A 25,454-nucleotide genomic window follows, 5' to 3' on the forward strand; every position below is an offset into this window, starting at 1 on the left:
TAAACCATTATTTATTGGCTAAAATCACTGCACGAGTAGGGGCTTGATAGCCTTCGATGGTTTTACTGTGATCGTTTGGATCTAAGAAATCAATCAAACTTTCATTTTCTAACCAATCCGTTTTACGCTGTTCTTCTAATGTCGTGGTGGCAACATCCACACAACGCACATTAGTAAAGCCGACCTTTTCCAACCAATTGATGAGCGCTGCAACGGAAGGAATAAAATACACATTCTTCATTTTGGCATAGCGATCTGATGGCACTAAGACTGTATTGGCATCACCATCAACCACTAAGGTTTCTAACACCAATTCACCACCTTTTACTAATTGGTTTTTTAGCTGTGTGAGATGATCGAGTGGTGATTTACGGTGATAAAGCACACCCATTGAGAATACCGTATCAAATGCCGCAAGTGGTTGCATTTCTTCAATACCTAATGGGATTAAGTTAGCTCGACGATCGTTATTTAGTAATTTTCGAACCGCTTCAAATTGGCAAAGGAAAAGCTCAGTAGGATCAATACCAACGACCATTTTTGCGCCTTCACCAACCATTCGCCACATATGGTAGCCACTACCGCAGCCCACATCTAAAATGGTACGATCTTTTAATGGTGCAAGATGAGGCAAAACACGATCCCATTTGAAATCAGAACGCCATTCGCAATTCACGTGAATATCAAATAAATGATAAGGTCCTTTTCGCCATGGCATCAATTGTTTCAAATGATGGATAATGCGTTGTTTTTCGCCCTCTGAAAGTGGGGAAGTGCGGTCAGATTTCACGGCATTTTTTAAATCGATAGTATCTGCCTGCAAATCAGGGAGAAAGTCCACGATTTTTGACCATTTTGCATAATCACCATGGGTTTGTTTTTCCCATTCTTTTAACTGCAAAGGCAATGTTTCTAGCCAAGCAGATAAATTTGTGGTGGCAATTTGTTGATAAAAAGGACGAAAATCAATCATTATTTTGCTTCCTTATAGGCTTTTTCTGCTTTTTCAAAGGTTTCTTTTACTTCATTTTCAGGTTCTGCGGAAAGGAGAGAAACCACAATAATCGCGAGGCTAGCAAGGATGAATCCAGGGATCATTTCATAGACATTAAACCATTCACTGGTTTCAGGAATCACCGATTTCCAAGCAAAGACAACCACTGCACCGACAACCATTCCCGCCATCGCCGCTGATGAAGTCATACGTTTCCAGAATAAGGAGAAAAGCACGACAGGACCAAATGCAGAACCAAAGCCCGCCCAGGCAAATTCAACGAGTTTTAATACTTTGCTGTTTTCATCCTGTGCAATCCAAATGGCGATACCCGCGATAACTAAAACCATTGCACGACCTAGCCAAACTAATTCTTTTTCAGAAGCTTTTGGACGAATAAACCCTTTATAAAAATCTTCAGTAATAGAACTGGAAGAAATTAATAATTGTGCGGAAAGTGTACTCATGACTGCCGCTAAAATTGCAGAGAGTAGAATACCGGCAATCCATGGATTAAAGAGCAATTTAGCCAATTCAATAAAGACTTGTTCTGGTTCATTATTTACCATGCTTGCTACTCCTGGATTTGCAAAGAAATAAGGAATCCCGAAGAAACCGATACTAATCGCACCGGCGAGGCAAATCACCATCCATGTCATACTGATGCGGCGTGCTTTAATGAGAGATTTCACCGAGTAAGCCGCCATAAAACGCGCAAGGATATGCGGTTGACCAAAATAACCTAAGCCCCAGGCCGCTAAACTTAATAAACCTAATGGTGTAGTAGAACTAAATAAATCAGTAAAGTCTTTATTTGCTGCGATTTCTGCTTGATGTAGCACTCCAGTAAATTGTGATGCATCACCCAAACTTAAAAAGATAAAGAGAGGCGTTAAAATTAGTGCAAAAATCATCAATGTGGCTTGAATGGTATCCGTCCAGCTTACGGCTAAAAATCCACCGATAAAGGTATAGACGATAGTCGCTAATGCGCCGTACCAAATAGCTGTGGAGTAGTCGACTGAGAATAGGTTTTGGAATAATTTCGCCCCTGCAACCACACCAGAACCACAATAAATGGTGAAAAATACTAGGATGATTGTTGCAGACACAATTTTTAAGAGATTATGTGATGTGCCAAAGCGATGGTGGAAATATTCCGGTAATGTGAGTGCATTGTTGTTAAATTCGGTATAGATCCGTAAACGACCAGCTACAAGCAACCAGTTAAAATAAGCCCCAAGGATTAAACCAATGGCGATCCAACCTTCTACCAGGCCAGACACATACACTGCACCCGGCAAGCCCATTAATAACCAGCCGGACATATCAGATGCGCCAGCAGACATGGCAGTCACAAAACTTCCGAGTTTACGTCCGCCTAAAATATAATCGGATAAGTTGTTTGTATAATAATAGGCAAGGACACCGATTAAAATCATGCTGAAAATATAAATACTAAAAGTAATAAGTGTTGGGTCTAAACCAAACATTAAATACCCCAAAATAAGTCGTGAAAATTTGAGAAAGGTCACATTTTACCTTATTTAGGACTATTATTCTATTTTCCTTTTCGATAGACTAATATCATTAAAACTAAGGTCGAAAAAATGGATTCTGTTGAATTATTAATGAATGTTACGCCCAATGAAACCCGCGTTGCGTTGGTGGAAACGGGTGTTTTAAAAGAGGTTCATATTGAACGTCAAGCCAAACGTGGCATCGTGGGGAATATTTATAAAGGGCGAGTAACCCGTGTTTTACCAGGGATGCAGTCTGCATTTGTGGATATCGGTTTAGAAAAAGCAGCATTTTTGCATGCTTCCGATATTGTTTCACATACCGAATGTGTGGATGTAAACGAACAAAAACAATTCCGTGCAAAAAGCATTTCTGAACTCGTACGCGAGGGGCAGGATATCGTGGTACAAGTGGTGAAAGATCCTTTGGGCACAAAAGGCGCAAGATTAACCACGGATATTACATTACCTTCTCGCTATCTTGTCTTTATGCCGGAAAATAGTCATGTTGGTGTGTCACAACGTATTGAAAGCGAAGAAGAGCGCGCAAGATTAAAAGCACTGGTTGAGCCTTTTTGTGATGAGTTAGGTGGCTTTATTGTCCGTACAGCTACCGAAGGCGCAACGGAAGAAGAGTTACGCCAAGATGCGGAATTTTTAAAACGTTTATGGCGTAAAGTGCTTGAGCGTAAAGGCAAATATCCAACCCGTTCTAAAATTTATGGCGAACCCGCATTGCCGCAACGTATTTTGCGTGATTTTATCGGTGCTAATTTAGAGAAAATTCATATCGATTCCAAACTTTGTTTTAACGAGGTTAGAGAATTTACCGATGAATTCATGCCTGAATTAAGTGAAAAATTAATGCTTTATACGGGCAATCAGCCGATTTTTGATATTTATGGTGTAGAACGTGGTATTCAAAATGCCTTAGAGAAACGTGTGAATTTAAAATCGGGCGGCTATCTCATTATTGAGCAAACCGAAGCCATGACGACTATTGACATTAATACAGGTGCTTTCGTCGGACATCGAAATTTAGATGAAACAATTTTTAACACCAATATTGAAGCTACTAAAGCCATTGCACAGCAGTTACAACTGCGTAATTTAGGCGGTATTATCATTATTGATTTTATTGATATGCAAACCGATGAGCATCGCAATCGCGTGATTGAATCCTTGGAAGAGGCCCTATCGAAAGATCGCGTAAAAACGAATGTGAATGGTTTTACTCAACTTGGTTTAGTGGAAATGACCCGTAAACGCACACGTGAAAGTTTAGAGCACGTTTTGTGTGATGAATGCCCAACTTGCCAAGGTCGTGGACGCGTGAAAACCGTTGAAACGGTATGTTATGAAATTATGCGTGAGATCATTCGCGTCAACCACTTATTCTCGAGTGAACAATTTGTGGTTTATGCCTCTCCAGCCGTGGCAGATTACTTAATCAAAGAAGAATCGCACGGTTTATTGCCAGAGATTGAAATGTTCATCAGCAAACAAGTTCAAGTTAAAACAGAGCAGTACTACAACCAAGAACAATTTGATGTGGTAGTGATGTAAAAGATAAAAGTGCGGTTAAATTCGACCGCACTTTTTGCCTTTTGATGGCATAAATTTCCTGATGAGCGTTAATTTTTAGGGAGATAAAAAGGTATAGGGTTTCAATGAATAATGAAATTATAAGATTAAGAATTGTTACACAGAATGCTTTACTTGGAAAAATAACAAAAGAAGTTCGAGGCGTTTATGTGAAAATAGATAAAAATTGTATCAGTATTTGTGTTGTGATTGACGGTCCAATCTCCGATTATTGGAATGAGGAGATATATGAAATTGGTACAAGTATTATTTCTAACTTCAATGAAAATTATAATATTGATGAGAATTTAATAAGAGTCGATTACCCTATATCATTATCTTTTGATGATTATCTGTGTGTATATAAACGATATGAAGATGAGGGTAACTTATATACATAGGATGCAGTTTAAAAAACGTCTAACTTTAAATTCAAGAATAAAAGTGCGGTCAAATTCGACCGCACTTTTTACTTTCACTACTTCAATCTTTCCAACTGTTGAATAATGGCTTCATCAGATTGTGATTGGATTTTTCGCATCCTCATAAAGAGTAAAGCTGCGGCAATGGTTAATGCAATGATAAAGGCAACCCAGAAACCTTTTGCACCGATGCTTGGAACAATCCAATCAGTACGGGAAAGAACATAACCAACTGGAATACCCACGCCCCAATAGGCAAGTAATGTGATGTAGAGAATAATTTTAGTGTCTTTATAGCCACGTAAAATACCGCTCACGACGACTTGCACCGAATCTGAAAATTGATAAATCGCTGCCATCGCTAATAAGCTGCCTGAAAGGGCAATAACCGTAGCATTATCGCCTACAATTAATGCGGCAATCTCTGCACTAAATACCCAAATCACCAACGCCAATACACTTGCCGCAATCAAGCCAAGAATAATAGCGGCGTGAGCCATGATTTTGGCTTTTTGTGGTGCATGATTACCCAGTTCTTGCGCCACTAAAATGGTTGCAGCCATCGCAATAGACATGGGGAACATAAAGGCTACGGCACTGGTGTTTAAGGCAATTTGGTGGCTGGCGACCACATCCGCGCCTAATGGGGAAAGTAATAAACTACTTAAGGCAAAGAGTGAGACTTCACTGCACAGTGCAATAGCAATAGGCAAACCAAGTGCGGTCAATTTTTTCAGTGTTTTGATGTCTGGCTTTTCAATAATCTTTTCAAAAACTTTCAAACTACATTCGTTATAGTTTTTGGCCGAATAGGTAATCATCAAAATTGCCATCGCCCAGTTAACAATAGCCGTTGCCACACCACAACCAATACCACCCAATGCAGGCGCACCAAATTTGCCGTAAATAAACATATAATTCAGCGGAATGTTTAGCATTAACCCCATGAAGGTAATCACCATGGCGGGTTTTGTTTTAGCAATGCCATCATTCAAACAGCGGAAATTAATCAGCAATAAATAGGCAGGTAAGCCCCACACCATCGCACGCAAATAATTCATCGTCACATCTGCCATGTGGGCATCCATATTCATAAACTGTAATATGAAATCATTATGATAGATGATGAGCGCAAGGGGAATCATCACTAAAAATGAAATCCAAAGACCTTGTCTCACTTGGTGAGCAATGCGATGGCGCTGCCCTGAACCATTTAAATAGGAAATTGTTGGAGGCAAGGCGAGTAATAATCCTTGCCCGAAAAGTACCAAAGGTAGCCAAATAGAGGCACCAATACCAACACCGCCTACATCAGCCGAGCTCACACGCCCCGCCATAATCACATCTACGGTGCCCATGCCAGTTTGAGCTAACTGGGCAAGCCCGATAGGTGTCGCAATTCGGATAAGTTTTTTAATATCAATACGGTATTGAGAAAAAAGACGAGAATTCATAAATTTTGCTATAATATTGGAAAAATTTTTAATGAAGGAATAATAATGTTTACAGGTATTGTACAGGGCATCGCCCAAATTTATGCAATTAAAGACAGCGATAATTTTAGAACACAGATCGTAAAATTACCAGCTGAAATGCGAAAAGGCTTAGAAATTGGTGCATCAGTAGCGAATAATGGCGTGTGCTTAACAGTGACTGAAATTCACGACGATCTTGTCAGCTTTGACTTAATGCAGGAAACCTTGCGTATCACCAATCTCGGCAGCTTAAAAGCCGGGGATTTTGTGAATATCGAACGCGCAATGCAAATGGGCGCTGAAATTGGTGGGCATATTTTATCGGGCCACGTTTATTGTACCGCAAGCGTTTCACAGATTATCGAAAGTGAAAACAATCGTCAGGTTTGGTTTAAATTACCTACTAAAGACGTGATGAAATATATCCTAACAAAAGGATTTATTGCGATTGATGGCATCAGTCTTACTATTGGTGAAGTAAAAGATGATGAATTCTGCGTGAATTTAATCCCTGAAACTTTACACCGAACCTTGATCGGTAAACGCCAAATTGGCGATTTAGTAAATATTGAAATCGATCCGCAAACGCAAGCGATTGTGGATACAGTGGAGAATTATTTAAAAGCAAGAGGGATATAGTTAATTAAGATTACTATAAGGAGGAAATATGTTTAAAGATGAAATTGCTCTTATTCGCTTTTTAGGCAGAGAGTTTATTGCCATATTTAATGTGTTTTTTCTATTTCCGCTTTCAATTATTTTAGTGCTGATTGGCGTTATTAATGGTGTAATATGGAATGTACTTTTAGGTATTGCATTTACTTACCTCGTATTTCTTGTCTTATTTAGGATATTAATCTATTTTTTATATAAAAAATGGGAGAGAGAGTATCAGAAACAGATGCGAGAAGAGAATAAAGTTAAATACATTATTATTAAATAATAAATTTATACTGTATTGTAATAACTCCCTTTTTCATTTCGCAGTGCTATAATGGCGTTATCTACCGGAACAGGCAAACAAGAGTTGTAGCTCCCTTTTTCATTTCGCAGTGCTATAATGCAATCACAATATCCATCGAGCGCAATTGGGTTGTAGCTCCCTTTTTCATTTCGCAGTGCTATAATTAAAAAACCGCACTCTGTTTCCAAAGTGCGGTTGTAGCTCCCTTTTTCATTTCGCAGTGCTATAATAGCCAATCTTGTTTTATCTTCCAATTCTTTGTTGTAGCTCCCTTTTTCATTTCGCAGTGCTATAATTCACGGCGACTTATCATGGGCAATTATGAAGTTGTAGCTCCCTTTTTCATTTCGCAGTGCTATAATGCCTAATCGAGCAAATTGACAGCCACGCGGGTTGTAGCTCCCTTTTTCATTTCGCAGTGCTATAATTTTTTGCGTTCCCAAGTCTGGACGACTTGAGTTGTAGCTCCCTTTTTCATTTCGCAGTGCTATAATGCTTACGTAATTTTTTAATATCGCCTTTCAGTTGTAGCTCCCTTTTTCATTTCGCAGTGCTATAATGCAATCACAATATCCATCGAGCGCAATTGGGTTGTAGCTCCCTTTTTCATTTCGCAGTGCTATAATATAGAGCTAAAGGCCTCAATGGAGTTTTTCGTTGTAGCTCCCTTTTTCATTTCGCAGTGCTATAATAGCCAATCTTGTTTTATCTTCCAATTCTTTGTTGTAGCTCCCTTTTTCATTTCGCAGTGCTATAATGTTATGTCTGGCGTATTGTGGCAACAAAATGTTGTAGCTCCCTTTTTCATTTCGCAGTGCTATAATCCACATCGGCACAGAATAACGTGCAGTTTCGTTGTAGCTCCCTTTTTCATTTCGCAGTGCTATAATGCAATCCGTTGAAGTGCAAGGCGAGTTTATGTTGTAGCTCCCTTTTTCATTTCGCAGTGCTATAATTGTTTCAACGCTTCATTCAAAACAGTAAAAGTTGTAGCTCCCTTTTTCATTTCGCAGTGCTATAATCAGGAGGCAAACGATACTTACTCAAATCTTGTTGTAGCTCCCTTTTTCATTTCGCAGTGCTATAATGCAAGTTGAGTTATACAATGTCTATGCCGGGTTGTAGCTCCCTTTTTCATTTCGCAGTGCTATAATTGAACAAAACGCAATGATCGAGCTTTGGGAGTTGTAGCTCCCTTTTTCATTTCGCAGTGCTATAATGAGGTGAAAATGGAAGTGCACATTAATGGGGTTGTAGCTCCCTTTTTCATTTCGCAGTGCTATAATCCGTTTTTCAGCGTTCTGCCTTTCGTCATTGTTGTAGCTCCCTTTTTCATTTCGCAGTGCTATAATAATTAGGAATAAGTTTCGCACTCATATCTGGTTGTAGCTCCCTTTTTCATTTCGCAGTGCTATAATCATGGTTCAAAACATTTGACATAGCAATTTGTTGTAGCTCCCTTTTTCATTTCGCAGTGCTATAATTTTATTTCGGTCATACACTGACAACATCTGGTTGTAGCTCCCTTTTTCATTTCGCAGTGCTATAATATCTTAACTTTAAATACTTTAGAGCAAGCAGTTGTAGCTCCCTTTTTCATTTCGCAGTGCTATAATTTTTATTAGCGTTAATTGCTATGCGTATTTAGTTGTAGCTCCCTTTTTCATTTCGCAGTGCTATAATTTATCAACGCTCGGGAATCCACCAAAATTGAGTTGTAGCTCCCTTTTTCATTTCGCAGTGCTATAATTGTTTGGATTGAGCAGATAACAAGGCTTGAGTTGTAGCTCCCTTTTTCATTTCGCAGTGCTATAATAGATTTTGAGATTGCTCCCGGTGCAATCATGTTGTAGCTCCCTTTTTCATTTCGCAGTGCTATAATTTGGCCGTTCTCTCTTGATTTATCTTCGCTTGTTGTAGCTCCCTTTTTCATTTCGCAGTGCTATAATGGATTGAATAGCCTTATTTTCATCTACCACGTTGTAGCTCCCTTTTTCATTTCGCAGTGCTATAATAGGGACGGCAAAAAGCCCCATACCGCAAGGTTTAGGGGCTTTTGTTTTATCTAAAAAAACGGTTAAAAAAGCAGTAATTGATTTGAATTGACCTTTTTTTCTTGCGTTTTTTTCTCTCCCACTAAAATTTCCATGCTCGCAAATTGTTTTTCTGTAATAGATAAACATCGAATTGAGCCCTCTTCAGGTAAGTGTGCGACGAGCCTTTTATGATGTTTTTCTAAAGCATCTCGCCCTTTAATAATTCGAGTGTAAATAGAAAGTTGCAACATTTGATAACCATCTTTAAGTAAAAATTGACGAAATTGGTTTGCAGCCCGCATTTTTGCTTTAGTGGTAACCGGTAAATCGAATAAAACGATCATACGCATAAATACCTCCTCACTCATATTGATATTCCTGCAATGTATCGATCTCTGGTAACTGCAATAATGTTGCACTTTTTTGAATAAGTGCAATTTGTAAAGAGGCAATGGTTTTATCAATAGCAGTCAAAACACTCACTTTTTCCTGGTTAAAGCGCAGTTGATGATGCAAGATTTTGATTAATTGCTGTTTTGATATAGGACTAAGGTTTGTGGTGAGTAATCCTTTTTCGAGCAAGTTCCATACCAGCAAATCAACAATAGGGCGAAAAGGTTCAATAAAATCATCCGCTAAATTAAAGGCATTAAGTTCGCTATGATGAAATAAGCCTAATTGTGGTAGCCAACCATAAAGCACAAGGCTTCTAGCCACTGCTGAACGAACAACGCTATAAGCATAGTTCAGATGTATATTAATGGCATTGTCTTCTTCTTTTCGTCTGAAATGAGAACCGAATAATCCAGAGAAATAAATGACCGCACTTTGTGCCTCAAGATTATCTTTATCACCTGATTTCACTAAATTAGCGAGTTGGAGTAACCGTTCTGATTTTTCTTGATGCTGACAGAGTGATAAGACTTTTGCTTGATTACGAATTTTTTGTTGCACAATACGTTGCCAAAGTTGTTTTTTTAGTGGCAAACTGGTTTCAAGTTGTAATTTAAGAGTTTTTAATTGTCGATAATATTGATTAAAAGGGAGCCATTGACCACAAGGTAAAAATTGTTCATCACAACTCAATAAAGTAATCCCGTATAAACCGAATGCCGAGAGCAATGGAAGGGTAATCACTGTTTCTCGGCTTTCCACAACAACAATAGCAATATCTTCTAAAGGGACAGTAAATTCATTCCCTTCTTGTTGAATCAGCATTTGTTGCTGATGCAAAGAGAGTTTTCCCCCTTTACTAATAAGAAGACTTCTCCATGTCATAATGTATCCTTATAAAAAATCCCCATACATAGTGCGTATGAGGATTAAATTGAGATTAACGAACAGGTTGGCGTTTACTTGGTTTACATAAACGAATATTTTTTCCAAGTTCATCGACTTGATATTTTTCGAAGGAAAGGGCTAATTTAATACCAACACCTTCAAAAATACCTTGTTTCCCTTTTGATTTATCTAAATCATGTTCTTTAATATCTATATTACCTGTGGCACGATTAAGTCCATTAAAGTAACCTAAAATGGTTTTCTTTTTAGTGACTAATTTTACTAAGTCATTTGGGTGTAATGAAAATTTGAAAGTTGCAGAGTTATCCATCACTTCCCAATCTTCCTCATCTTTATATTGTGTTGCTGCTTTATTAGGTAAAATTCCCTTAGCGACTTGCCAGGTATAAATTGGCACAAGGAAATATTTTCCACCTTTAGTGAATACATCCACTCTCACCATTGAGGCATTATCCGCGACACCATTCCCCTCACGGACTAATACGCCAGATTTTTGTATTTGTTCTACTCGTACTGATTTAACAATAGCCCCACCTTTTTTTATAAAAGGTTCAGCAAACGCTTTAGCAGGATCATCATTAAAAGCCTCTAGACGAGCTTTTAAAGTATCATAAAGATCTTTTTCACGTTCACGATTTACCATCAATTCTAAATCTTTTAATTTTAATTTAGTGAGTGGCATTTTAATCACGCTTATCCCTTCATTGAGACGTTTCGCTGATTTCACGGTTTCCATGTGTCCTTGACCGGTCATTTTGCGTGTTGGCATTCGAGATACAAACAGAGGTTGGACAAATTCATGATTGGCTTGTGGACGATCCGGCAATCTATTTTCTAGTTCCAGTTTAGGATTATCACTAAAAATTCGGATTTCAACTTCTTGTTTGAAAAATTGCCATGGAGTAGGGAAGTGTAATGGAATAATTTCACCTGTTTCACGATCTATTCGTTCACCAGTGAATACATCACCAGCTTCAAAACGAACAAAACGTGTGATTTTTTGCTGCATGGCGACGGTTGAGCAAGCAACCACAACGGCATCTAAGGCGTGATGGCGGTCATTGTCTTCCCGTGATTTTGCTAATCCCCAACGGCTACGAAGTAAAGCGGTAATTTGCCCGTTGGAAGCAAATACTTTTCGTTTTCCTTCACCTGTTAAGTGCATATTATCTGCAATAAAATTACATAAGAAACGAGCAACGTAGCGCGTATCATTTAAATTACGTTCAATAAAGCCCTTTTCATCAAGTTTTTGGCTTAGGATGCGTTGTTTTTTCGCATAAGGGAATGCACTGGTTTCAACTAATGCTTTGAACGCTCTCCAGCGTTCGCTGTTATGTTTACCATCAAGCCATTCAAAAGGGGTTAAATTGCCTTTGTTTTGATTTTCATTAGCAAGCACCAGTACTTTATTGTTGAAACTATCATCCCAAGTACGGGAAAACGGCAAGGCGTGATCGACTTCTACATAGCCTTTTTCTAATAAACGGTGCAATTCGATAGGTTTGCCGGAATATAAACATTTTGCATTTTGCTGTTTATAAAGTCGCATTTTTAAAATGTCTTTGGCTTTAGGCTCACCAGCAAAATGAGGGAAGTACTCTTTAAATTCCTTGATTGCGTTTTCACGCTGTTTACGATTTTCTTCCTGACGTTTTTCTAGTTCACGACGATCTTTGTAAGATTTGCCAACTTCTCGTCCCGTTTCAATATGAATACGAGCTGGCGAACCATATAATCTCACTACGCCATTAATCACTTTACGAGCTTGCGTGAGTGTTCGTAAAACCACAGGATTACGGATTTCATCAGCTGGAATCTGTGGTAAGAAGTGATGGTTTTCTTCTGTTTTTTTACCATAATGATCGCCATAAATTTCACGACAAGCCTCATCATAGCGTAGTCCTTGTTGCATTAATGGTAGAAGTTTATATAAAGCTTTAAGGGATAATTGGATAAATTTATCAAAACTAAGATTTTCCAATAAGGCATTTAATACAGGCTGAGAGAGTTTTCCTGCTAAGTAAGCGCTGATATCTTCATCAGTTTTATATAATGAAAATGCCGTACCAATTTCATCTAATAATGTTGGATTTGCCTTTAATTCTGCCCATTCAGCTTTTAGGTTATTACCTTCCAATACTTTACGAATTTGGTGATAGGCTTTCATTTCCATCAGTACTGCTTTAGTTTCAATGGCCTTTTTATCCTCACCGGAATAACGGAGGCCTTTAAAGATTGCCTCATCAGATAATTTTAATATTGAGCGTACTTGTGAATAGAATAATCTATTTTTGTCATAAGGTTGCTCCATTAATGCTAAACGTTCATTATCATTTAAAGCACGCTCTAAGCCATTTTCTTGAATACGTAAATTATTTAATTTCGTTATCCAAACAAAACGTTCTGCGGAATAAGTGTTCTTAGCTGCCTTATATTCATCTTCAAAAGTACATTTACCGAGCATTTTTAAAATAGCTTCACCAGATAAGGCAGGTTTTTGCCACATTAAAAGTGCGGTCAAATTTTCTAATAATTTTTCTGAAGCGAATGGATTACCAAAGTGTTGTTGACGAGAGAAGAGGAGTTCCATTTCGGCGAGTAAGTCTAGTCGGCTAAACGTGTGAGTATAGGCGCCTTGTTGGTTACGGATATGACCTTCTTCGACCTCAAATTTTTTTACGGCAAGTTCTGCTGGCGAGCGATATGTAGCTTGCTGCAGTAATTTATGATTATTGTCTACACCGCTTAATAACGCACCTAGCTCTTTATTTTCGCTTTTACTTTCATTTTTACGCTGAGATAAATAACCACGGTGCTTAATTAAATGTAATAACACAGCAGCCCATTCTTGGCGTTCTAGTTTATGATCTAGACCTTCGACACGTAGCTGCCAAACTTGATGAGGAAGACGTTCATCAGTGGATAATAGGATATTTTCTGATTTTAGAAGTCGTTTTGCTTTTTTCAGACGAGCAACGCGACGTTGAGTTAATCGACGAGCGGAGCGGGCTAAACGGCGAGAAAGCGCAAGGCTTTCACCTGTTTTGGGCACTTCTGCTCGTTCGAAAGTACGTACACCAACATCAATTAAACGCAGAGGATTCTCTTTTTCGTCAATTTCAACCACAGCCCAGCCAACAGAGGCGATACCAAGGTCGAGACCAAGGATATAATTTAAGTTTTTATTTTCCATAAGGTTGGTTCCTTTTTATTAGTTTTTTTGTTTAAATTTTAACAGATTTTTGCATAAAAAATATATTGACGATAAAAAAATAAATAGATAGAATTCACCTCGTTGTAATGGCACTGCGAAATGAAAAACGTTGTTACAATAAGAGAAAAGATTTCTCGCAAAGCTCTGTCCCTTGAAATGTAAGTTTCAAGGGACATCTTTTTTCTGCTTATTTAGAAAATAAAGATGTGAGAGCAGGTTAACAAAAATAAAAAAACGCTTAATAAAATTATTAAGCGTTTTTTTATTGACGAAAATTTATAAATTTTTGACCGCACTTTATAGGAAATTATTTAGCTTGTTTCTTCGCTTTTTTCCATTTCCAAAATAGGAATAGGGCTAGAATACCGATTAGGATATAAATCACGAGTTGGCCTTTTTTAATTTGCTCGTGTAACCAATCTAAATTTTTCGCACCAAATTCGCCAAGGTAAACCCAAATTGGCACAGAAATAATCGCGGCACAGAAATCAATTAATACAAAGCGAGTGTAGCTGACGCGACGGGTAATGCCAGAAACCATATAAATTGGTGCGCGTAATCCTGGAAGGAAACGAGCAACAAATAATACACGGTTGCCGTATTGGTCAAATTTTTCACGTACCATTTTGAGGCGTTCTAATGTGACGATTTTACGCATTGGTCGGAAACGTAAAATGCGCGTGCCGTAAATGCGGCCAAGCCAGTACATGGTTGAATCACCGGCAAGTACGCCAATCATACTCACGACTAACATTAAGTGGGAATTGACACTTTCAGGATAGAGGCCAGCAATCACACCGCCGGAAACAAGCGTGATATCTTCTGGAATGGGTACACCAAAGCCACAAATAATCAGAACAAATAGCACCGCCCAATAACCGTAATCGGTAAAAAAGCTGATAAGAAATTCCATTTGAAACCCACTTACAATCAGTTAGTTAAAATTAATTAAAAATTGGGGCTTATTTTAATCGCTTTGCCTTGAAAAGCCTAGAAAAAATTTGCTGTGTAAATTTGCATTGTGGGGCTGAATATTTTATAATCCGTCGCTCTCAAGGTTTGTCTTTGAGCAAATTTAGGAAAATTGCTGGGTCGCCTGCAATTTTTTATTTTAAACTTTTAATCAAGAGAACATGAAAATGGCATTTAAATTTAACGCTGAAGTTCGTCAAGCGCAAGGTAAGGGTGCGAGCCGCCGCCTGCGTCACAACGGTCAAATCCCTGCAATCATTTATGGTGGCAGCGAAGCACCTGTTTCAATCATCTTAAATCACGATGAATTAAACAACGCGCAAGCTCACGATTCTTTCTATAGCGATGTAATCACTTTAGTGGTTGAAGGTAAAGAAGTTGCAGTGAAAGTTCAAGCAATGCAACGTCACCCATTCAAACCAAAATTGGTTCACATTGACTTCAAACGTGCTTAATTTTTAGCTTGTGATAAGAACACCAATAATGATGAGTTATTGGTGTTTTTTCTTTTCGGGCAAAGTGCGGTCAAATTTGAAATCGTTTTAGGAGTATTTTCCAATGAAGATAGCCTTAGGCATTGAATATAACGGAAAACAGTATTGTGGATGGCAGCGACAAGAGAAAGTGCGCAGTGTACAAGAAGAATTAGAAAAAGCGTTATCTTTCGTGGCAAATGAAAAAATTGAAGTGTTTTGTGCGGGAAGAACAGATTCCGGTGTGCATGGCACAGGGCAAGTCGTGCATTTTGAAACCACAGCAGTTCGTCCTGAAAAAGCTTGGGCATTTGGGACCAATGCGAATTTGCCTGATGATATTTCGGTGAGTTGGGCAAAAGTGGTGGATGATGAATTCCATGCACGTTTTTCGGCAACAGCGCGTCGTTATCGCTATATTTTGTATTGCAATAAATTGCGTTCAGCCATTTTGCCGGAAGGGATTACCCATTGCCATTTAGATTTAGACGAAAAGAAAATGCACCAAGCGGGGCAGTTCTTATTGGGGGAAAATGATTTTTCCTCTTTCCGCGCGGCACAATGTCAATCGAATACCCCTTGGCGAAATGTGCATCATTTAAACGTGGTGCGAAAAGGACAGTACGTTATTGTGGATATTCAAGCTAATGCTTTTGTGCATCATATGGTGCGAAATATTGTTGGAAGCTTGATTGAAGTTGGTGCAGGCAATCAACCTGTTGAGTGGATGAAATGGTTGTTGGAGCAAAAAGATCGTAAATTAGCCGCCCCAACCGCGAAACCTGAAGGTCTGTATTTAGTCAATGTGATTTACCCTGAAAAATTTGCGATTCCACAGAAAAATTTAGGGCCCTTGTTTTTAGAAGATAATCTCATCTGACTAGCAAATTTCGCTAAATTATGATTAAATACGCAAACTTTTCTAGTTAATAAAAAAGGTAAAAAATGAGCTGGATTGATAGAATTTTTAGCAAAGGAACCTCTTCCTCTGCATCACGTAAAGCTAACGTACCAGAAGGGGTTTGGACAAAATGTACCTCTTGTGAACAAGTGCTTTATGGTGAAGAAGTAAAACGTAATTTATATGTTTGTCCAAAATGCGGTCATCATATGCGTATTGATGCTCGTGAGCGCCTTTTAGCCTTGTTAGATGAAGGTTCAAGCCAAGAATTATCGGCTGATTTAGAACCTAAAGATATTCTTAAATTTAAAGATTTAAAAAAATATAAAGATCGTATTACTGCTGCACAAAAAGAAACCGGTGAAAAAGATGCATTAATCACCATGACCGGTACACTTTACAATATGCCGATTGTTGTTGCGGCTTCAAACTTTAGTTTCATGGGCGGCTCAATGGGATCGGTTGTGGGTGCAAAATTTATGAAAGCAGCAGAAAAAGCAATGGAATTAAATTGTCCGTTTGTTTGTTTCTCTGCAAGTGGTGGCGCACGTATGCAAGAAGCACTTTTCTCCTTAATGCAAATGGCGAAAACTAGTGCGGTTTTGGCAAAAATGCGTGAAAAAGGCGTGCCGTTTATTTCGGTATTAACGGATCCAACACTAGGTGGGGTATCTGCAAGTTTTGCGATGTTAGGTGATGTAAACATCGCTGAGCCAAAAGCATTAATCGGTTTCGCAGGCCCACGTGTTATCGAACAAACCGTACGTGAGAAATTACCAGAAGGCTTCCAACGTAGTGAATTCTTACTTGAGAAAGGGGCGATTGATATGATCGTGAAACGTTCAGAAATGCGTTCAACCCTTGGAAACCTTTTAAGCAAACTCACCAATCAACCTTCACCTTTTGTTGAAGTAGAAGTTGTTGAAAATGCCTAATACAATGAATTTAAAAGCCACTTCGCCACTCGCAGAGTGGCTTTCTTATTTGGAAAACAGTCATTTTAAAGCGATTGATTTAGAGCTAGAGCGTATTAAATCAGTGGCAGAAGAACTAGATCTGTTGAATCCCGCACCTTATGTAATTACGGTGGGGGGGACAAATGGCAAAGGCACGACTTGTCGTTTGCTTGAAACGATTTTGTTAAATTACGGTTTGCGTGTTGGCGTGTATTCTTCACCGCATTTATTGCGTTATAACGAGCGGGTTCGTATTCAAAATCAAGACTTGCCAGATGAAATGCATACTGCTTCTTTTGATTTTATCGAAAAACATAAAACGCAGTCGCTCACTTATTTTGAATTTAGCACGTTGTCGGCTTTGCATTTATTTAAACAGGCGAAGCTTGATGTTGTGATTTTAGAAGTGGGGCTTGGTGGACGTTTGGACGCAACGAATATTGTCGATAATGATCTGGCGGTCATCACCAGTATTGATATTGATCATACGGATTTTCTAGGTTCAACGCGTGAAGAAATTAGCTTTGAAAAAGCAGGCATTTTCCGTGCGAATAAACCGGTTGTGATTGGCGAACCAAATGTCCCTCGACCTATGTTAGAACAAGCGGAGAAATTACATTGCCATGTTTCACGCCGAGATGTTAATTGGTCGTTTAAAGCCAATGAGCAAACTTGGATGTGGCAGAGCAACAAAGTGCGGTTAGAAAATCTACCGTTTTGCCAAATTCCATTAGCTAATGCAGCAACCGCTTTGGCGGCCGTTGAGCAATGGCCTTTTGATATTTCTGTAGACACCATTAAACGTTCATTAATTGAAGTAGAATTAGTAGGTCGTTTCCAACAATTGAAAGGTTATCTGCTAGAAAAATTGGCAGATCGCTTGAATGTACCTTATTCACAGTTGCCAAAAGTGATCATTGATGTGGGGCATAATCCTCATGCAGCAAAATATTTAGCTGAAAAATTGATCGCACTTAAAACACAAATTTCAGGGCGCATCATTGCGGTTTGCGGTATGTTAAAAGATAAAGATGCGGAGTCGGTGTTTTCCCAACTGACTTCCGTTATTGACCAATGGCATTGTGTAACATTAGGCGGTTACCGTGGTCAATCTGGCGATGACCTAAATGCAAAATTAACAACCGTTTGCCCATCAGCAAAAAGTGTTTCTGAAGATTCTGTAGCTGAAGGTGTGCAAAGTGCGGTTAAAAATGCCGATAAAAATGACATTGTGCTGGTATTTGGATCTTTCCACACAGTGGGAGAGTTTTTGGAATATTTAGCATAATGAAAAATAATAAAGGCTGGTTTTGACCAGCCTTTTTGTTTTTAAAGTATTTTGTGAAAGTAATCACTTAATTCTGAGTATTGGAATGTAAATCCGCAATCTAACAAATGTTTTGGATAGGCATTCTGACTGTCTAATAGAATGCAAGCGCGTTCACCGAGAAGAGAAGTGAGTAAGAATTGAGGCACTTGAGCAAAACAAGGACGATGTAATGCTTGACCTAATAATTGGTTGAATGTCTTGTTTTTAACAGGATGTGGCGCGGTAAAATTAAATGCCCCTTCACAATTGCTATGATCAAGTAAAAAAATCAATCCTTTTACCATATCCTCTAATGCGATCCAGCTCCAATATTGCTTGCCATTCCCTAATTTGCCACCTAATCCGAAGCGATAGAGCGGGAGCATTTTTGCAAAAGCACCACCTTTTGGAGAAAGCACTAATCCGGTTCTCACTAAACAGACTCTTGTGTTGGCTTGTTTTGCTGCATTTTCCCAATCAATACAAAGTTGTGCGGTAAATTGACTACTTGGATGAGTGTCTTCGGTGATCACGTATTCGCCACGGTCTCCATAAATTCCTGTTGCTGAACCTGAAATCAAGACAGGGAGATGCTCACTTTGGTTAATAAGTTGGACAATCTGCTGTGTTAAATTAATGCGGCTATGACGTAGTTTCTCTTTTTGTTGAACTGTCCATTTTTTATCGAAGATGGGTTCACCGGCAAGATTAATAACCGCATCAAAGGTATTTAAGTCTTTGAGTGTGTAAAGTGCGGTCAAAAATTGCGGTGTTTTTTCAGAAAAAATAGCTTGGGCTTTTTCAATGGAGCGAGTCAGTACAGTAACGCTATCGCCACGTGAAAGTAGTGATTCAACTAATGCTTTTCCTACAAATCCCGTTCCACCGGTCACTAAGATATTCATTATAGGCTGCTTTCAAAAAGCGTTTGAATTTGCTCTAGAAGCGATTTGATTGTTGTCTCTTTTGTTGGTGTAACAAAAATGGTGTCATCTCCCGCAATCGTACCTAAAATGCCTTCTGGTTTACCAATGGAATCCAATAAGCGAGCAATCAACTGTGCCGCACCTGGAGAGGTTTTGATGACGATGACGAAATCATTGTGATCGATATCTAAAACCAGATTTTTTAATGGACTGCTGGTAGCGGGCACACTCAATTCGCTTGGTAAGCAATAGACCATTTCCATTTTTGTGTTTCTCGCACGAACCGCGCCAAATTTACTTAGCATGCGTGAAACTTTAGATTGGTTGATGGTTTGAAATCCTTGGTTTTTTAAGGCATCAACAATTTCGCTTTGAGACGCAAATCGTTCTTGATTAAGAAGTTCTTTAAATGCTTTTGTTAATTGATCAGACATAGTTATTCTCATATAGGCGTATTTGCATAAGAATTGCATAAAAATTCATTTTATGCAATTAAAATAAACTTATCGTTTGAAAAGTTTGAGCTAGATCGCATAATTGAATTTCTTTGTTTGTAATTTAATGACTAAGACTTTAAAATTCTACCTAGTTAGGATTAATTAATACATGAGGAGTATTTTATGAAAGTTGCAGTATTAGGCGCAGCAGGCGGTATTGGTCAAGCATTAGCCTTATTACTTAAATTACAATTACCCGCTGAAAGTGAATTATCGCTTTACGATATTGCACCAGTGACACCTGGTGTGGCTAAAGATGTGAGTCATATCCCAACAGCGGTGAAAGTAGAAGGTTTTGCAGGAGAAGATCCAACACCTGCACTTAAAGGTGCCGATGTCGTTTTAATTTCTGCAGGGGTAGCACGTAAACCGGGTATGGATCGTTCAGATCTTTTCAATATCAATGCGGGTATCGTGCGTAACTTAATTGAACATATTGCAAAAACTTGTCCAAAAGCTTGTGTAGGTATTATTACCAACCCTGTGAACACGACTGTTGCGATTGCTGCAGAAGTATTGAAAAAAGCGGGTGTTTATGACAAACGTAAATTATTCGGTGTCACCACTTTAGACGTGTTACGTTCTGAAACATTCGTATCTGAATTAAAAGGCTTAAATGTTTCTCGTACAAGCGTACCAGTTATTGGTGGACACTCAGGTGTAACTATTCTTCCATTACTTTCACAAGTTCAATATGCTGAGTGGAAAGAAGAGGAAATTGCACCATTAACAAAACGTATCCAAAATGCAGGTACTGAAGTGGTTGAAGCAAAAGCAGGTGGCGGTTCTGCGACACTTTCTATGGCTCAAGCTGCAGCACGTTTTGCGCGTTCATTAGTGAAAGGCTTAAGTGGCGAAACTGTGGTTGAATGTACTTATGTAGAAGGTGATGGTAAATATGCACGTTTCTTCGCTCAACCAGTACGTTTAGGTAAAGAAGGTGTAGAAGAAATTTTACCAATCGGTACCTTAAGCAAATTTGAACAAGACGCTTTAGAAGCAATGTTACCAACATTGCGTGCAGATATTGAATTAGGCGAAAAATTTATTAACGGTTAATTTAATTCTATTTCTAGAGAAGAGGAGCTGTATGCTCCTCTTTTTTTATAGGAAAACGATTAAACATAAAAAAGTTAAGAAAAAGCGTGATTTAGCTCACAAATTTGAACATTGCTATTTGCAATATAAAGGACTTTGCCGTATTCTTAAATCACTAAAAACAAGTGCTATTTTTAAATAGCCGACATCTATTTTGCTTTCCGAGTAGTGCCCCAGTGGGGCACTTTTTTTTGCCTTATTTTTAGTTGAAGCATAAAAAAGTGCGGTCAAAAAACATTGGATTTTCTGACCGCACTTTTAAAATGAATGCTAAGCGAAAGAATTATTCAAACATTGCTGAAATAGATTCTTCATTGCTGATACGACGAATTGCTTCAGCAAGCATAGTTGAAAGAGTCAGCACGCGTACTTTACCAAGCGCTTTCATTTCAGGTGAAAGTGGCACAGTATCCGTTACCACGATTTCATCAATGGCATCGCTCGCTAAGTGTTGTGCTGCTGCACCAGAGAATACGGCGTGAGTTGCGTAAGCAAATACGCGTTTTGCACCGCGTTCTTTTAATGCTTCAGCCGCTTTACATAGCGTACCACCTGTATCAATCATATCATCAACAAGGATACAATCACGATCTGCGACATCCCCGATAATATGCATAACTTGTGATACGTTTGCACGTGGACGACGTTTATCGATAATCGCCATCTCTGTATCATTTAATAATTTCGCTACTGCACGAGCACGAACAACACCACCGATATCTGGAGAAACAACGATAGGATTGACAAGATCCGTTTTCTTCAAGATATCATCAAGTAAAACTGGTGAACCGAATACGTTATCAACAGGTACATCAAAGAAACCTTGGATTTGCTCTGCGTGTAAGTCACAAGTTAATAAGCGGTCAATCCCTACAGTTGAAAGTAAATCTGCCACCACTTTTGCAGTGATTGGAACACGAGCAGAACGCACACGACGATCTTGACGAGCATAACCAAAATAAGGAACAACGGCAGTAATACGGCCGGCAGATGCACGACGTAAAGCATCAACCATTACAATCAATTCCATCAGGTTGTCATTCGTTGGTGCACAAGTAGATTGAATAATAAACACGTCTGCACCACGCACATTTTCATTAATTTGCACTTGGATTTCACCATCGCTAAAGCGTCCAACAGTGGCATCGCCTAATGAAATGTAAAGACGTTCAGAAATCTTTTTCGCTAGCTCAGGCGTAGCATTTCCAGCAAAGAGTTTAATGTCTGGCATTTTATATAACCTCAGGTTGAGTGTAGATTGATTGGTTGGTCGAGAGTTGTTTCAACATCACATGTAATGGTGAAACGTTTAATCCTTTAGCAACAAAGCCGAAAAATTCCTTCGGTTTTTGTTGGAAAACAGCTTGTGCTGCTTTTTCATCATTAAATTCAGCAAAAACACAAGCTCCGGTTCCGGTTAATCTGGCTGGTGCATATTGTAGCAACCATAGTAGGGCTTTTTCAACTTCAGGATATTGAGTTCGCACGACTTTTTCGCAATCGTTTGCAAACGGTTGATTCAAAAGTTCGGCAAGGGATCTTTTTTCTGTATTGCGAGGCAAATCGGGATCACTAAAGACCACTGCAGTAGAAATTGCCGTTTCAGGTTTTAGTACCACATAATATTTTTCTTGTGGTTCGCAGTATTGAATTTTTTCACCTACACCTTCTGCAAAAGCGGCTTGGCCATGAACGAAGATAGGCACATCAGCCCCGAGTTTTAGCCCAATCTCGGCAAGTTCATCAATAGATAAATTAGTTTGCCATAAATAGTTTAAAGCAAGGAGAGTCGTTGCTGCATTGGATGAACCGCCACCAATACCACCGCCCATTGGCAGAATTTTATCTAAATGAATTGTGGCACCGAGGGTACAGCCTGTTTTTCCTTGTAGTAGTGTCGCTGCACGATAGATTAAATTTTGCTCTAGAGGTAAGCCAGGAATTTCTGGTGTGATGTGGATTTGTTTATCTTGGCGAATATCAATGGTGAGCCAATCTCCGAAATCAAGAAATTGGAAAAGCGTTTGTAATTCGTGGTAACCGTTTGGCAGTTTACCGTTTATGTAGAGAAATAAATTGAGTTTTGCGGGGCTTGGAAAGCGGTTAGGCTTTCCAAGAGAAGTTGAAAGTGCGGTTGAAAAGTGATGTGTTTTCATTAGAACGCCCATTCATCCACACGAATTTTTAGGGTTTGCGATGTACTTTTGTTCTTTAACAGAATATTTTCAGGCATCGAATTATCTGCATGATAACTTAAGTAATCGGCTGTCCACATCGATCCATCAAGTGGGTAGCTAAATTCGGATAAAAGATGATTTGTTCCAACTTGGTAATCTGCATTATCAGCTGGCTGACCTTTTAACCAATAAGATAAATGCTCTAATGGCACATCCATTCCGATGATTTCACGTAACAATAATTTGGCATTTTTATCTGATTGCTGATTGCCTTTATTATCTGAAATCGTCATACCGTTTGGATGCATTTCCATAGTTAGCGTTGTTTTGCTGATCAGAGAATAAAGTTTTAACTTATAGGCTTTCGGATTTTGATATTGCCACTCAAAGCGGCTCGAAAAACGCTCTTGTGGACTGATGTAACCAATTTGTCCTTTGGTACTATAAGATTGAATTTGTTTGATTTTTTTGAGGTGCTGTTGCCACGTAATATCGTTTTTATCGATATGTTGAACATCGGTTGGGCGCTCTGCATCAAGAGTACAAGCGGATAAGATCACACTTGCAAATACAGGTGCTAGAAGAGATTTTAATAATTTCATAACAAAATATTTACTAAAAAATTGCGCATATTGTAAGGGGTAGTTTACTTTTAGTAAAGCTGGATTAAGCATTTAAGCGTGTTTTCTCCGCTTTCACCGCGGCAATTCTTCGACGCGTTAATTCATCTCGAATACCTTGTTTTTCAAAACCATCTGCAATGACTTGCTGTACATCAACAGCAAGGGCAGCTTGATAGAGCGCTTTGAGATAATCAATTTGTGGATATTCTTTATTTTCAAAGCCCGTTCGCCCGCGAGTATCAGATAAACATACTAATAGAAATTCTTCGAAGCGCTGAGGTTTACGCCAAACATCAAACGTATTAAAGAGTTTCACCACTGTTTCAGGGCGAAGTTCTAAGGCTTTATGCACATGCGTGTGATATTCACAAGTTAATTCGGATAATTCTTGAATATAATTAGGCACTCTAAGGCGTTTACATAATAAACGAGTCGGTTTAATCCCCGCTTTTTCGTGACCATGATGACTTGGCCAATTCTCTTTGGGGGTAAGGGCTTTACCCAGATCGTGACAAATTGCGGCAAAACGGACCGCACTTTTATTCAAATTGGTATTTTCTGTGAGTTTAACCGCTTGTTGCAATACGAGCATGGTATGAATGAAACTGTCAATTTCAGGATGATATTTGGCTGGATTCGGTACTCCATCTAAGGCGGCAATCTCAGGGAAGAGTACTTTGAGGGCGCCCACTTGATGCAGTGTTTCAAAATAAATTTCAGGATGTGGCTCATTTAATGCTTTTTCCGTTTCCATCCAAACACGCTCAGCCGTTAAGTGCGCAAGCTCACCTTGTTCAGTGAGTTCTGTCATTAATTTAAGGGTTTCTTCGGCAATAGAAAAACCTAAATGATGAAAGCGAGCCGCAAAGCGTGCAACACGTAATACACGCAGTGGATCTTCAGCAAAAGCAGGTGAAATATGACGTAAAATACGTTGATGAATATCCTCTACACCATGATAAGGATCGTGCAGCTTGCCATCTTTGTCTTGGGCAATAGCATTGATAGTAAGATCTCGGCGAATTAAATCTTGTTCAAGCGTAATCTCATCTGAAAAATCACAAATAAATCCGGTGTAACCTTTACCTGATTTTCGTTCTGTACGAGCAAGTGCATATTCTTCATGGCTTTCAGGATTGAGAAAAACAGGGAAGTCTTTGCCAACTTGTTGGTAACCTTGAGACAGCAACATTTCTGGCGTAGCGCCCACGACAACCCAGTCACGATCTTTTACTGGCAAACCTAAAAGTTGATCGCGTACAGCACCACCGACAAGATAAATTTCCATTTTACTCTCCCATCAATATATAAAGAAAAGGTAGGCAAATGCCTACCTCAATGATGAATCATTACCAACTATCACGACGTTTACGTCTAGGTAAAATGTGAGGTAATACTAGACCAATTAACAAACCTACGCCCAACACAGAACCGCCATAAATAAACCATTGAATCGCAATTTCACGTTTATTGGCATCAAGCATGGCTTCTAAATCACGATTTTTATTTTTCGTCATTTCTAATTCACGTTTAAGTTGTGAATTTTGTTCAAGCAATTCACTGCTTTGTTGTTCAGCTTGTTTGCTACGGCGTTGAATTTCGTTTATGCGTTGTTGCCAATCTGAATCGACACGATTCAGCTTTAACGTTAATTCTTGTACCTGTGCTTTTAATTTTGGATTTTCTTCACGGCTACTTGGTGTAGAACTTAGTTCAGAGGTTAAAATCCACGCCTCGCGATTTTTATTATCACGAATCAGGGTGTATTTTCCTTGTTGTTCCAAGATGGTTACCGCTTCGCCAGATTGAATTGCACCCGCGATCTTAAATTGGTCACCAGCACCACGGCGTAAATAGGTGTTCAGATTTTCTGTCACATATTGCGTTTCAGCTTGTACTGTCCCAATGGTTGAGCCCAGTAAAACACAAGAAAATAAAAGTTTGCTCACTTTTGACATAATACTTCCTAGATTCATGAAGGAAGTGCGGTCAGAAAATACAATGAAAA

General features: G+C 38.9%; 23 protein-coding genes and 1 CRISPR repeat array. Of the genes, 9 read left to right on the forward strand and 14 right to left on the reverse strand.

The features are described from left to right. Window positions 1-7: 7 nt before the first annotated feature. Both cmoB and putP read right to left on the reverse strand, forming a co-directional pair. On the reverse strand, window positions 8-973 hold the full coding sequence (gene cmoB, locus RDV53_RS07840; protein ID WP_005695793.1) for a tRNA 5-methoxyuridine(34)/uridine 5-oxyacetic acid(34) synthase CmoB: 966 nt from the start codon (window positions 971-973) through the stop codon (window positions 8-10). Further along, window positions 973-2,487 carry a sodium/proline symporter PutP gene (gene putP / locus RDV53_RS07845; protein WP_005695794.1) on the reverse strand — a complete coding sequence of 505 codons (1,515 nt, stop codon included), beginning with the start codon at window positions 2,485-2,487 and terminating at the stop codon, window positions 973-975. The genes cmoB and putP overlap by 1 nt, the downstream gene beginning before the upstream one ends. 117 nt (window positions 2,488-2,604) lie before the next feature. Here putP and rng point away from each other — a divergent pair, with 117 nt between their 5' ends. Both rng and RDV53_RS07855 read left to right on the forward strand, forming a co-directional pair. Further along, the gene (rng, locus tag RDV53_RS07850) at window positions 2,605-4,080 is read left to right on the forward strand and encodes a ribonuclease G (RefSeq protein WP_005695795.1); all 1,476 of its coding nucleotides are present in this window, start codon (window positions 2,605-2,607) and stop codon (window positions 4,078-4,080) included. Window positions 4,081-4,184: 104 nt separating this feature from the next. After that, window positions 4,185-4,499 carry a MafI2 family immunity protein gene (locus RDV53_RS07855; protein ID WP_005695796.1) on the forward strand — a complete coding sequence of 105 codons (315 nt, stop codon included), beginning with the start codon at window positions 4,185-4,187 and terminating at the stop codon, window positions 4,497-4,499. 77 nt (window positions 4,500-4,576) lie between these two features. Here the strand turns inward: RDV53_RS07855 and RDV53_RS07860 are convergent, their stop codons facing one another. Continuing rightward, window positions 4,577-5,974: an MATE family efflux transporter gene (locus tag RDV53_RS07860; RefSeq protein WP_005695797.1), complete on the reverse strand. Its 1,398-nt coding sequence runs from the start codon at window positions 5,972-5,974 to the stop codon at window positions 4,577-4,579. A 45-nt stretch (window positions 5,975-6,019) separates the two neighbouring features. On the opposite strand from RDV53_RS07860, the gene RDV53_RS07865 reads away from it, so the two are divergent. Both RDV53_RS07865 and RDV53_RS07870 read left to right on the forward strand, forming a co-directional pair. Beyond that, window positions 6,020-6,634 carry a riboflavin synthase gene (locus RDV53_RS07865; protein WP_032822576.1) on the forward strand — a complete coding sequence of 205 codons (615 nt, stop codon included), beginning with the start codon at window positions 6,020-6,022 and terminating at the stop codon, window positions 6,632-6,634. A gap of 28 nt (window positions 6,635-6,662) precedes the next feature. Then, complete coding sequence (locus tag RDV53_RS07870; protein WP_032822575.1) at window positions 6,663-6,938, forward strand: hypothetical protein; 276 nt, start codon at window positions 6,663-6,665, stop codon at window positions 6,936-6,938. Between the two features lie 17 nt (window positions 6,939-6,955). Continuing rightward, window positions 6,956-8,974: a CRISPR direct-repeat array (repeat unit 36 nt; unit sequence GTTGTAGCTCCCTTTTTCATTTCGCAGTGCTATAAT). Between the two features lie 62 nt (window positions 8,975-9,036). On the opposite strand, the gene cas2 is transcribed toward RDV53_RS07870, so the two are convergent. The 4 genes from cas2 to RDV53_RS07890 form a co-directional block, all read right to left on the reverse strand. Further along, window positions 9,037-9,363 carry a CRISPR-associated endonuclease Cas2 gene (gene cas2 / locus RDV53_RS07875; protein ID WP_005695803.1) on the reverse strand — a complete coding sequence of 109 codons (327 nt, stop codon included), beginning with the start codon at window positions 9,361-9,363 and terminating at the stop codon, window positions 9,037-9,039. Continuing rightward, window positions 9,356-10,273: a type II CRISPR-associated endonuclease Cas1 gene (gene cas1 / locus RDV53_RS07880; RefSeq protein WP_005695804.1), complete on the reverse strand. Its 918-nt coding sequence runs from the start codon at window positions 10,271-10,273 to the stop codon at window positions 9,356-9,358. Before cas1 ends, cas2 begins: the two co-directional genes overlap by 8 nt. 55 nt (window positions 10,274-10,328) lie before the next feature. Then, window positions 10,329-13,493 (reverse strand): type II CRISPR RNA-guided endonuclease Cas9, encoded by a 3,165-nt coding sequence (gene cas9, locus RDV53_RS07885; RefSeq protein WP_005695805.1) that lies wholly within the window; start codon window positions 13,491-13,493, stop codon window positions 10,329-10,331. A 328-nt stretch (window positions 13,494-13,821) separates the two neighbouring features. Continuing rightward, window positions 13,822-14,427: a DedA family protein gene (locus RDV53_RS07890; protein WP_005695807.1), complete on the reverse strand. Its 606-nt coding sequence runs from the start codon at window positions 14,425-14,427 to the stop codon at window positions 13,822-13,824. 226 nt (window positions 14,428-14,653) lie between these two features. Between RDV53_RS07890 and rplY the strand changes: the two genes are divergently transcribed. The 4 genes from rplY to folC all read left to right on the forward strand — a co-directional run bounded on the left by rplY (window position 14,654) and on the right by folC (window position 18,104). Continuing rightward, entirely contained in the window at window positions 14,654-14,941 is a 288-nt protein-coding gene (rplY, locus tag RDV53_RS07895; protein ID WP_005698823.1) for a 50S ribosomal protein L25, read from the forward strand. A 103-nt stretch (window positions 14,942-15,044) separates the two neighbouring features. Continuing rightward, on the forward strand, window positions 15,045-15,839 hold the full coding sequence (gene truA, locus RDV53_RS07900) for a tRNA pseudouridine(38-40) synthase TruA (protein WP_005695809.1): 795 nt from the start codon (window positions 15,045-15,047) through the stop codon (window positions 15,837-15,839). 65 nt (window positions 15,840-15,904) lie between these two features. Next, window positions 15,905-16,795 carry an acetyl-CoA carboxylase, carboxyltransferase subunit beta gene (gene accD, locus RDV53_RS07905; protein WP_005695810.1) on the forward strand — a complete coding sequence of 297 codons (891 nt, stop codon included), beginning with the start codon at window positions 15,905-15,907 and terminating at the stop codon, window positions 16,793-16,795. Between the two features lie 4 nt (window positions 16,796-16,799). Continuing rightward, complete coding sequence (folC, locus tag RDV53_RS07910) at window positions 16,800-18,104, forward strand: bifunctional tetrahydrofolate synthase/dihydrofolate synthase (protein ID WP_032822772.1); 1,305 nt, start codon at window positions 16,800-16,802, stop codon at window positions 18,102-18,104. 41 nt (window positions 18,105-18,145) lie between these two features. On the opposite strand, the gene RDV53_RS07915 is transcribed toward folC, so the two are convergent. Then, the gene (locus RDV53_RS07915; RefSeq protein ID WP_005695812.1) at window positions 18,146-19,030 is read right to left on the reverse strand and encodes a TIGR01777 family oxidoreductase; all 885 of its coding nucleotides are present in this window, start codon (window positions 19,028-19,030) and stop codon (window positions 18,146-18,148) included. Beyond that, window positions 19,030-19,485: a transcriptional regulator ArgR gene (gene argR / locus RDV53_RS07920; protein ID WP_032822741.1), complete on the reverse strand. Its 456-nt coding sequence runs from the start codon at window positions 19,483-19,485 to the stop codon at window positions 19,030-19,032. Before argR ends, RDV53_RS07915 begins: the two co-directional genes overlap by 1 nt. Window positions 19,486-19,671: 186 nt before the next feature. Here argR and mdh point away from each other — a divergent pair, with 186 nt between their 5' ends. After that, window positions 19,672-20,607: a malate dehydrogenase gene (mdh, locus tag RDV53_RS07925; protein ID WP_005695814.1), complete on the forward strand. Its 936-nt coding sequence runs from the start codon at window positions 19,672-19,674 to the stop codon at window positions 20,605-20,607. Between the two features lie 322 nt (window positions 20,608-20,929). On the opposite strand, the gene RDV53_RS07930 is transcribed toward mdh, so the two are convergent. From RDV53_RS07930 to RDV53_RS07950, 5 genes are all read right to left on the reverse strand, one after another. Continuing rightward, window positions 20,930-21,877, reverse strand: coding sequence for a ribose-phosphate pyrophosphokinase (locus tag RDV53_RS07930; RefSeq protein ID WP_005695817.1), 948 nt, complete (start codon window positions 21,875-21,877; stop codon window positions 20,930-20,932). Window position 21,878: 1 nt separating this feature from the next. After that, entirely contained in the window at window positions 21,879-22,802 is a 924-nt protein-coding gene (ispE, locus tag RDV53_RS07935; RefSeq protein WP_032822738.1) for a 4-(cytidine 5'-diphospho)-2-C-methyl-D-erythritol kinase, read from the reverse strand. After that, window positions 22,802-23,425: a lipoprotein insertase outer membrane protein LolB gene (gene lolB, locus RDV53_RS07940; RefSeq protein ID WP_005698818.1), complete on the reverse strand. Its 624-nt coding sequence runs from the start codon at window positions 23,423-23,425 to the stop codon at window positions 22,802-22,804. The genes ispE and lolB overlap by 1 nt, the downstream gene beginning before the upstream one ends. Before the next feature lie 64 nt (window positions 23,426-23,489). After that, complete coding sequence (locus RDV53_RS07945; RefSeq protein ID WP_005695820.1) at window positions 23,490-24,734, reverse strand: multifunctional CCA addition/repair protein; 1,245 nt, start codon at window positions 24,732-24,734, stop codon at window positions 23,490-23,492. A gap of 61 nt (window positions 24,735-24,795) precedes the next feature. Next, on the reverse strand, window positions 24,796-25,404 hold the full coding sequence (locus RDV53_RS07950) for a TIGR04211 family SH3 domain-containing protein (protein ID WP_032822734.1): 609 nt from the start codon (window positions 25,402-25,404) through the stop codon (window positions 24,796-24,798). Window positions 25,405-25,454 lie beyond the last annotated feature (50 nt).

Origin of the sequence: Haemophilus parainfluenzae ATCC 33392, from assembly GCF_031191205.1 — a bacterium.
Lineage (GTDB): Bacteria > Pseudomonadota > Gammaproteobacteria > Enterobacterales > Pasteurellaceae > Haemophilus_D > Haemophilus_D parainfluenzae.